Origin of the sequence: Albidovulum sp. (assembly GCF_049646345.1) — a bacterium.
Taxonomy (GTDB): Bacteria; Pseudomonadota; Alphaproteobacteria; order Rhodobacterales; family Rhodobacteraceae; genus Albidovulum.
The window spans coordinates 1-8,852 of sequence record NZ_JBARVQ010000209.1 but is presented as its reverse complement, the minus strand read 5'-3'; the positions used below and the strand labels follow the sequence as shown (position 1 = coordinate 8,852).

The window sequence follows — 8,852 nt, the reverse complement described above, 5'->3', positions numbered from 1 at the left end:
CGCTGCTGGTCAGTGATTTTCGAGCAGTTCTGGCAGGCGACCGGGTCATTGCGCGCGACTGGGCGCTGCACGGTGCCGGGTTGATTGGGATCTGCATATGGATCGCAGCAACCGGAACGCCACCCCTTCTTTATCCTGCCGCCGCCTATTCCGGCATGGCCATCCTGAAGATCCGCACTTTTCTGGAACACAGGGCGCATGAGCTGGCCCGGGGCCGCTCGGTCATTGTCGAGGGGCGGGGGCTCTTGCCCTTCCTCTTTCTCAACAACAACCTCCATACGGTGCACCATACCCGGCCATGCGTTGCCTGGTACCGGTTGCCCGCTCTCTATGCCGAAAACCGCGACGGGTTCCTGAAACGGAATGAGGGCTATGTCTACCCGTCCTATACGGCGATCTTCCGGCAGTACTTCCTGACGCCCAAGGATCCGGTCCCGCATCCGCTGCGTCCGTCGCAGTAGCTTTCCCCGGCGCGCGGCGCGTGACAGAAGGGGGGCATGAGTCTCTGGGTCCTCTTCACGCTGGCCGCCGCGGCGATGCAGACGCTGCGCTTGATATTGCAAAAGCAACTGAAGGGGCTGGGGCTGTCGACCGGTGGCGCGACCTTTTCGCGGTTTCTTTTTGCGGCACCTGCGGCCTGTGCCCTGTCGGGCCTCGCGCTTGCCGTAACGGGCGATGATCTGCCCCGGCCCGGGCTGACCTTCTGGGGCTGGATCGCGTTGGGCGGGATCGCCCAGATCGCTGCGACCTTTCTGACGGTCGCGCTGTTTTCGTTGCGCAATTTCGCAGTTGGCGTGGCCTTCACCAAAACCGAAACGGTGCAGGTGGCATTGTTTTCCGCGCTGCTTCTGGGTGAGGCGGTCAGTGCGACAGGCTGGGTCGCGATCTCGATCGGGTTTGGCGGTGTCATGCTGATGTCGCGCGGCGGCGAGGAGGGCGCGCGGTTTTTCGGGCGGCCGGTGATTTACGGGCTCCTGGCGGGCGGGCTCTTCGGGCTTTCGGCCATCGGCTATCGGGGGGCAACGCTGGAATTGATGCCGCTGCCCTTCTTTCTGCGGGCCCTGCTGGCGCTTGCGGCCGCGACGGTGATGCAAACCATCGTCATGTCCGGCTGGCTTGTCTGGCGCGAACCGGGGGAATTGTCGCGTGTCCTGGCGCGCTGGCGCCGGACCGTGTTTGTCGGGCTGACCGGCATGGCCGGATCGCTCGGCTGGTTCACGGCCTTCTCATTGCAGAACGCGGCCTATGTGCGGGCTCTGGGGCAGGCAGAGATCGTCTTTACCATGATCGCCTCGGTTCTGGTCTTCCGGGAACGGTTGCTTGGGCGCGAGGCGTTTGGCATTGGGCTTGTCATTCTCTCGGTGCTGCTGATCGTTCTCAGTTTCGGCTGAAACCGGAGCACCCTTCGCTACGGCGAAGGGCGCGACAGATGTCTTGCGCGCGGGGCCTTGTGCCCCGTGCGCACCTTTGGATCAGGCCAGCCTGCGAAACCGGGGCGTATCGCTGGAATTGTCAAAGAACGGCACGCTGCCGGGCGGTCCGCTTTGGTCGGCAAGGGCCGCGATCTCGCCCAGAACCACTTCGGTGATGAAGGGCAGGTTCAGCTTGCGCGCCTCGGTCAGAGGCACCCAATGCAGATGCGACAGCTCGTCCGACGCCTGTGAAAAGTCGTCCGGATCGCCCATCACATGGACGGCGTCAGCCAGAAAGAAGCGCGCATCGAAGCGGCGCGGACGGCCGGGCGGGGTGATCGCGCGGAAGACGAAGTTCAAGGGCGCCGCGGCGGGCAGATGACCGGTTGCGGCAAAGCCGTGCCAGTCCTCTGGCACCGGTGCGGGCCACGCGCCGGATGTCCCCAGAACCAGCCCGGTTTCCTCCCACAATTCGCGGATCGCGGCAACTGCAAGCGGGGCGGCCAGACCGGACGGGGCATCAAGCGCGAGGCGCGCGGTGCAGGTCTCGCAAAGCGGGCTTGCCAGCGTCACGCCTGCGTCTGCGGCGTCCAGCGCGCCGCCGGGAAAGACGTATTTGTTCGGCATGAAGACTGCGCCCGCGCCGCGCTGGCCCATCAGGATTGCCGGGCCGTTCCCTCCGTCGCGGCGCATCAGAAGCACGGTCGCCGCATCACGGATCGGCACGGCGGCCTCTGCGGTCCGGTCAGCCATGGGCTGGTTCTGTGCCGAAGCCATGCATGCGCTTGGCCCACTGGATCGCGACGACCACGCCCTTGAGACGCGGCAGCAGGAACAGCGACAGCGCGACACAGCCAAACGCGAAGACCGAGGACAGGACCAGCGGATCGGGACGGAACTTTACGAAGGCCCACATGATCAAGGGCGCCATCAGATGCCCGACAATCAGGATGGTCAGATAGGCGGGCCCGTCATCAGCCCGGTGGTGGTGCAGATCCTCGCCACAGGCCGCACAGCAGTCGCGGACCTTCAGATAGCCTGAGAACATCGCCCCCTTGCCGCAATTCGGGCAGCGCCGACGCCAGCCGCAGAGCATCGCGGGGCGCATCGGGCGATCATCGTCGTCGGGAAGGGCGGTGTCGGTCATCGGCGTTCTCCTGTTCTGGCAGATTTAGCACCGAACCGGCCCGTTGCGAAGGGCAGGCGGAAACCGGGGGAGAAAATGTCGCGGTTCCCGCCGAAGCTGCGACGGAAACATGCAGCACGGGCGTTTGATGATCAGGCGGCCGGATAGGCCCGGCCGGAACGAGACAGAAAGGATTGAGGATGAAACTCAGAGCATCACTTGCCACGACGGCCGTTCTTCTTGGCGCTGCAGCGGTTGCCGTGCCGACGCTTGTGACGGCACATGACCGGGGCGGCATGCGCGGCGGCATGATGGGCGGCGCGATGATGGGTGGTTTCGATTTCGCTGCGGTGGATGCTGATGGCGATGGCAAGATCACGCAGGCAGAAATTGATGCGCATCGCAAGGCATCGGTTGCGGGGTTTGATAGCGACGGCGACGGCATGATCTCAAAGGAAGAGGCGACCGCCTTTGCGACAGCCAAGATGCAGGCCCATATCACCGCCATGATCGATCAGCAGTTTGCGATGCGCGACCTGGATGGCGACGGCAAGTTGAGCGCGGTAGAGATCGTTGCGCCGCCCGCCCATACACGCCTCTTTGATCGCGCCGATGCGGACGGAGATGGGGCCGTGAGCGAGGCGGAATTCAGCGCGATGCAGGAGCGGATGCAGGGGAAGCGCGGGCAGGGCTTCGGCAAGGGCGGCCGTTCTGGTTGGCATGGCCACCCGATGGGTGGCTGGTTCGGCTGGGGTGATACGGGCGCGTCCGATTAATCATGATCGTCGGATATCCGGGGCGTGGCTGCGGCAGCGCCCCGGTGCGATCGGATTTGTGGATGACGCATATCCGGTCTAGGTCTTTGGAAGGATGGCAATGGCCTTTGACGCCGAAGATGACCGATCGGACGAGGCGCTTTTGGCGCTTTACGGCCGCGGTGATCCTGTGGCCGCGCGGGTATTGACCGGGCGGCTCGCACCCATCGCGCTCAGGGTGGCCTACCGTATGCTCGGTGACTTGGCCGAGGCCGAGGATGTCGCGCAGGAGGCGATGCTGCGGCTGTGGAAACAGGCGCCGGACTGGCAGGGCGGAGGTGCGAAAGTGTCGACCTGGCTTTATCGGGTGGTGGCGAACCTTGCCACGGACCGCCTGCGCAGGCGGCGTTCCGTGCCGCTCGATGCCGCCCCGGAACCGGTGGACGCGGCGCCGGGTGCGGTCGGACGCATGATCGAGGCAGACCGCGCAGCCGCGCTTGACCTGGCGCTTATGGACCTGCCCGACCGGCAACGTCAGGCAGTCGTCCTGCGCCATCTGGAGGGGCTCGGCAATCCCGAGATCGCCGGGATCATGGGTGTCGGGGTCGAGGCGGTGGAAAGCCTGATCGCGCGGGGCAAGCGGGGATTGACAGAGGCGCTGTCAGGGCGGCGCACTGAGCTGGGATATGGCGATGACTGAAAAAGATGACGAGAGAATGCTGACAGAATTGTTTGCGGCCGGACAGCGCCATGCGCCGGTTCCGTCCAATGCGTTCATGGAACGGCTTGTTGCGGATGCAGAGCGGGTGCAGCCGCGACCAGCCGCCGCAGGGCGGGACTTTTTCGAACCGCTCTGGGCGCGGCTTACCGCTGCGCTTGGGGGGTGGCAGGGCTTTGGCGGGCTGGCAACGGCAACCGTGGCCGGTCTCTGGATCGGATATGCGGGGCTGGCCGATCCGAATGCGCTGACCGGCGGTCTGCTCGGGGCGGATGACGCCGTGGAGTTGCTGCCCAGCACGGACTATTTCGCGCTGGCAGAGGGAATGGAGTGATGGGCATGGTCGACGGGAAACCCGGAAATGACACAAGGAACGCTGCGGGCCGCTGGACGAAAATCATCCTCGTCCTGTCGCTGGCAATGAACCTTTTCGTCATCGCATTGGTTGTCGGGGCGTCTTTCGGGCATCACCGCTGGCACAGACCGCATAGTGGTGTGAGCGATGTTGGCGTCGGGCTGTTCACCGAGGTGCTGACACGTCGCGATCGCGCGGCGTTGCGCGATGCCTTCCTTGCCGCCGCGCCCGATTTCCGCGAGCAGCGCCGTGCCGCTCAGGACGACTTTACCGATCTGGCCGAGGCCTTGCGGCAGGACCCGTTGGATCTGGCGCTGGTCGATACACTCGTCGCCCGGCACGGCACCCGCATCGCCGAGCGGATCGATCTGGGCCGTCGATTGCTGAGCGAACGTATCGGGCAGATGAGTGCCAGTGAACGCGCGGATTTCGCCGATCGGATCGATGCAAGGCTGAAGCGCGGCCGGCGGCGATAAGTTGCCGTCCCGCAGATGTCACGCGGCCGTGCGGCAGACGGTGACGAGGTTGCGCCCCTCAGCCTTCGATCCCAGAAGGGCACGGTCGGCAAGGTTCACGAGGTCATCAACCGACCCCCGTTGCTTGGCGGGGCCGATGGCCAGACCGATCGACAGGGTGACCGGGACATTGCCTTCGCCCTTCGCCAGCGGGACCGGTCGTTCGCCGATGACCCGGCGCAGGCGTTCGGCGGTGGCCTGTGCGGCCTCGGGCGACGTTTCAGGCAGGGCGACAAGGAATTCCTCGCCCCCGATCCGGGCCAGAAGGTCGACGGCGCGAAGGTTGGACTTCAGTCGCTGCGCCACTTCCACCAGAACCGCGTCACCGGCGGCATGGCCATAGGTGTCATTGATCGACTTGAACCGGTCGAGGTCCAGAACCATGACCGCGAATTGCCGCCCTGCCGTCTCGGCCCGTTCGGCGATGCGGGCAAGATGCGGCAGCGCATAGCGGCGGTTATGCAGCCCGGTCAGCGGGTCGGTCATGGCAAGCCTCAGCCCGGCCGCAACGGAATCGCGCAGCAGGTCCGATTGCCGCTTGCGTTCGATCTGGGTGCGGATCCGGTGCGCCGTCTCCTCTGGATCGGCGGTGGCCTCGATCAGATCGTTGGCGCCAAGGTCGAGCGCCATTGCGGCCGTGTTACGTGACTCTGGCGGCAGCATTACGCAGACCGAGGAATAGCGCGATATCGTGCGCGACCTGAGCTCGGACATCAGCATCAGCCCATCGCCGTGCCCCGCGAGGTCGGCGGCGACGACATAGACATCCGGCACCGGATGCCGGTCGCGATCCCCAAGGGCCGCTTCGCGGTCGAGAATGACAAAACGGGCATCGAGATAAGGTTCCAGATCGCGCCGCCATGCCAGTGCGATATCGGGCCGGCCGGCGACAAGGGCGACGACCGCGTGACCGGTGAAGGCCTGCACCGGCTCTGCAAATCCCAGTTCGCGATAGGTGCAGTCACGCAATCCGAGTTGCTGTGCGGTTTCGCGCGCGCGGAGCAGGCTGCGCATCCGGGCGAGCAATACGGTTTCGTCCAGCGGTTTCCACACGACATCTTCGGCCCCCGCCCGCAGGGCCTGCATCTTCCGGGTCATGTCGCGAAAGGCGGTCACCATGACAATCGGGATGTCGCGGGTCACAGGATCGGCCTTCAACTGCTCGCACACTTCGATACCGCCGATATCCGGCAGTTCGATATCCAGCAGAATCAGATCCGGCCGTAACTGCCGCGCAAAGTTGAGCGCTTCGGTGCCGTTTGACGCCTGAACCGTTTCGTAGAACGCAGCGGCGAGTTTGACTTTCAATACGATGCGGTTCGTCGCGACATCGTCGACAATGAGGATTTTCCCACCCACGCTTCCGCTCCGGTTTACTTCCTTGCACGTTGCCCTCATCTTTCGTTCGCAATGGTTAAGAAATACTTTCCAAAGGGATGGTATGTGGGGGCAGATGAAGCGCGATAGGCAGCAATTCGCCGAGACGCTGGCGCTCAGGGCGCTGGGCTGGCTTGTGGGGAATGATGAGCTTCTGCCGGTCTTTCTGGGGGCGAGCGGATCGGCGGTCGCGGATCTGAAGGAACGCGCCGCCGAACCCGAATTTCTGGGCGCAGTGCTCGACTTCCTCTTGATGGACGATGCCTGGGTGGCCGCGTTCTGCGATGCCGAGGGATATGCCTATTCCGATCCCATGGCGGCGCGCGAAGTGCTGCCGGGCGGCGCGCAGACGCATTGGACATAAGCAAAGCGGGATCGCACGGCTTGCCTTGCGCCGCCCACTGCGCCAGTTTGCAGAGAGAATGCTTTTCGTGCGTTGGATGAAATGATGAGCGGAATTCACGGCCTGATCTTCGACAAGGACGGAACGCTTTTCGATTTCCGTGCCACTTGGTCGGCCTGGGCGCGGCAGTTCTTCATGGAATTGTCAGCAGGGTCGGAAACGCTCGCTGCCCGCCTTGGTCAGGCGGTGGGGTTCAATATGGAGGACGGGACATTCGTTCCCGACAGCCCGATCATAGCGGGCACCCCGGCTGAAATTTCGATGCATCTGCTGGAACATGTTCCCGGGGCGGACCGGGCGACGCTGGTTGCGCGGATGAACGCGGTTTCGGCCGAGACCCGGCAGGTTGCCGCCGTCCCGCTTGTCCCGCTTTTCGAGGGTTTTACCGCGCGTGGCCTGAAACTGGGCCTGGCAACCAACGATGCCGAGGAACCGGCCACAGCGCATTTGCGGCAGGCGGGTGTCGCGTCGTTTTTCCACTTCGTCTCGGGCTATGACAGCGGCTATGGGGCAAAGCCCGATCCCGGCCCGTTGCTGGCTTTTGCGCGGATGCATGGCCTTGCGCCCGGGACTGTCGCGATGGTGGGCGACAGCCTGCACGACCTCATCGCCGGACGCGCGGCGGGCATGCGCACGGTCGCGGTTCTGACCGGCATTGCCGGGGCGGATGCTTTGTCGCCGCTGGCAGATGTGGTTCTGACCGATATCGGTCACCTGCCGGACTGGATCGACAGTCAGGCGATGGCCGAAACCTGACCCTCAGCCCGAAAACGACGCGTACGTGTCGCAGAGCGATGCGAAACCCGTTCCCGCGAGTTTGATCCTTGGCCTGTGCGCAACAGGGGTGCGATCATGACGAGCGAGATCAGGCGCAAACGCGCAGGCGGCCGGGCGGGGCATGCCGAACGGGCCGGGGTGAAGGCTGTGGACCAGATGCCCTGGCGCATTCCGGCCAATCCCGATCGTCCGGTCGAGCCGATGGGCCCCGAGGGCGTTCAGGCCATCCACAAGGGCGCGATGCGTATCCTGAGTGAGATCGGCATCCGGTTCCTGAACGATGAGGCACTGGAGATCTTCAAGGCCGTCGGCTGCAAGGTCGATGGCGACAATGTCCGCATGGACGAAGACTTCGTGATGGAGATGGTGGGCCGCGCCCCCGCCGAGTTCACCATCACACCCCGCAACCCGGACCGCGCTTTGCCGCTGGGTGGCCAGCATATCCTTTTTGGCAATGTCTCTTCACCGCCCAATTACTGGGATCTGGAACGTGGCAAGGTTTCGGGCTTCATGGAAGGCTTTCGCGACTTCATCAAGCTGACGCAATATTTCAACTGCATCCATTTCGCGGGTGGCTATCCGGTGGAGCCGGTCGATGTCCACGCCTCGGTCCGCCATCTGGATTGCCTTTATGAAAAGCTGACTCTGACCGACAAGGTCTGCCACGCCTATGCTTTGGGCAAGGAGCGCGTCGAGGACGGGATGGAGATGGTGCGTATCGCGGGCGGGTTGTCGGCGGAGGCGTTCCGCGCCGCGCCGCATATGTATACCAACATCAACTCCGTCTCGCCGCTGAAACACGACTTCCCGATGATCGACGGGGCTTTGCGTCTGGTGCGGAACGGGCAGGCGGTGATCGTGACGCCGTTCACGCTGGCAGGTGCCATGGCGCCGGTGACGATGTCGGGCGCGGTGACACTGTCGATTGCCGAGGCTTTGGCCGCGATCGCGCTTCTGCAATATGTGGCACCGGGCGCCGCGGTGGGGATCGGCACTTTTACGTCGAATGTCGATATGAAGTCCGGCGCCCCCGCTTTTGGCACGCCGGAGTATATGCGCGCCACACAGATGACCGGCCAGATGGCGCGGTTCTACAAATTGCCGCTGCGATCCTCGGGCGTTTGTGCCGCCAACGTGCCGGACGGTCAGGCGATGTGGGAGACCTGCAACTCGCTCTGGGCGGCGATGCAATCGGGCACCAACATGGTCTATCACGCGGCAGGCTGGCTGGAAGGTGGGCTGATCGCGAGCCCCGAGAAGTTCGTCATGGACTGCGAGGTGTTGCAGATGATGCAGCGCTATATGGAACCCGCGACATGGGCGACGGGCCCCGAGGAAATCGCCATCGAGACAATCGCCGAGGTGGGGTCTGAGGGGCATTATTTCGGCTGCCAGCATACGCAGGACCGCTATA

General features: G+C 64.2%; 12 protein-coding genes. 9 read left to right on the top strand and 3 right to left on the bottom strand.

Annotated features, from left to right (window positions below; genetic code table 11):
- Both WBB85_RS05080 and WBB85_RS05075 read left to right on the top strand, forming a co-directional pair.
- On the top strand, window positions 1-461 hold a 461-nt coding region (locus WBB85_RS05080), incomplete at its 5' end, for a fatty acid desaturase (RefSeq protein ID WP_432637542.1).
- Window positions 462-497: 36 nt separating this feature from the next.
- Complete coding sequence (locus WBB85_RS05075; protein WP_432637541.1) at window positions 498-1,391, top strand: EamA family transporter; 894 nt, start codon at window positions 498-500, stop codon at window positions 1,389-1,391.
- A gap of 81 nt (window positions 1,392-1,472) precedes the next feature.
- On the opposite strand, the gene WBB85_RS05070 is transcribed toward WBB85_RS05075, so the two are convergent.
- Both WBB85_RS05070 and WBB85_RS05065 read right to left on the bottom strand, forming a co-directional pair.
- Complete coding sequence (locus WBB85_RS05070) at window positions 1,473-2,165, bottom strand: NUDIX hydrolase (RefSeq protein ID WP_432637539.1); 693 nt, start codon at window positions 2,163-2,165, stop codon at window positions 1,473-1,475.
- Window positions 2,158-2,559 (bottom strand): DUF983 domain-containing protein, encoded by a 402-nt coding sequence (locus WBB85_RS05065; RefSeq protein WP_432637538.1) that lies wholly within the window; start codon window positions 2,557-2,559, stop codon window positions 2,158-2,160. The genes WBB85_RS05070 and WBB85_RS05065 overlap by 8 nt, the downstream gene beginning before the upstream one ends.
- A gap of 179 nt (window positions 2,560-2,738) precedes the next feature.
- Here WBB85_RS05065 and WBB85_RS05060 point away from each other — a divergent pair, with 179 nt between their 5' ends.
- The 4 genes from WBB85_RS05060 (at window position 2,739) to WBB85_RS05045 (ending at window position 4,842) form a co-directional block, all read left to right on the top strand.
- Window positions 2,739-3,314, top strand: a complete 576-nt coding sequence (locus WBB85_RS05060) for an EF-hand domain-containing protein (protein WP_432637537.1) — start codon at window positions 2,739-2,741, stop codon at window positions 3,312-3,314.
- Between the two features lie 94 nt (window positions 3,315-3,408).
- Window positions 3,409-3,993: an RNA polymerase sigma factor gene (locus WBB85_RS05055; protein WP_432637536.1), complete on the top strand. Its 585-nt coding sequence runs from the start codon at window positions 3,409-3,411 to the stop codon at window positions 3,991-3,993.
- A gap of 16 nt (window positions 3,994-4,009) precedes the next feature.
- The gene (locus tag WBB85_RS05050; protein ID WP_432637535.1) at window positions 4,010-4,345 is read left to right on the top strand and encodes a dihydroorotate dehydrogenase; all 336 of its coding nucleotides are present in this window, start codon (window positions 4,010-4,012) and stop codon (window positions 4,343-4,345) included.
- Window positions 4,346-4,350: 5 nt separating this feature from the next.
- Entirely contained in the window at window positions 4,351-4,842 is a 492-nt protein-coding gene (locus WBB85_RS05045) for a periplasmic heavy metal sensor (RefSeq protein ID WP_432637534.1), read from the top strand.
- A gap of 18 nt (window positions 4,843-4,860) precedes the next feature.
- On the opposite strand, the gene WBB85_RS05040 is transcribed toward WBB85_RS05045, so the two are convergent.
- Complete coding sequence (locus tag WBB85_RS05040; RefSeq protein WP_432637533.1) at window positions 4,861-6,240, bottom strand: diguanylate cyclase domain-containing protein; 1,380 nt, start codon at window positions 6,238-6,240, stop codon at window positions 4,861-4,863.
- A gap of 94 nt (window positions 6,241-6,334) precedes the next feature.
- On the opposite strand from WBB85_RS05040, the gene WBB85_RS05035 reads away from it, so the two are divergent.
- From WBB85_RS05035 to WBB85_RS05025, 3 genes are all read left to right on the top strand, one after another.
- On the top strand, window positions 6,335-6,622 hold the full coding sequence (locus WBB85_RS05035; protein WP_432637532.1) for a DUF3572 domain-containing protein: 288 nt from the start codon (window positions 6,335-6,337) through the stop codon (window positions 6,620-6,622).
- Between the two features lie 84 nt (window positions 6,623-6,706).
- The gene (locus WBB85_RS05030) at window positions 6,707-7,417 is read left to right on the top strand and encodes an HAD family hydrolase (protein ID WP_432637531.1); all 711 of its coding nucleotides are present in this window, start codon (window positions 6,707-6,709) and stop codon (window positions 7,415-7,417) included.
- 96 nt (window positions 7,418-7,513) lie between these two features.
- Window positions 7,514-8,852: trimethylamine methyltransferase family protein (locus WBB85_RS05025; protein WP_432637530.1), on the top strand; the 1,339-nt coding region annotated here is incomplete at its 3' end.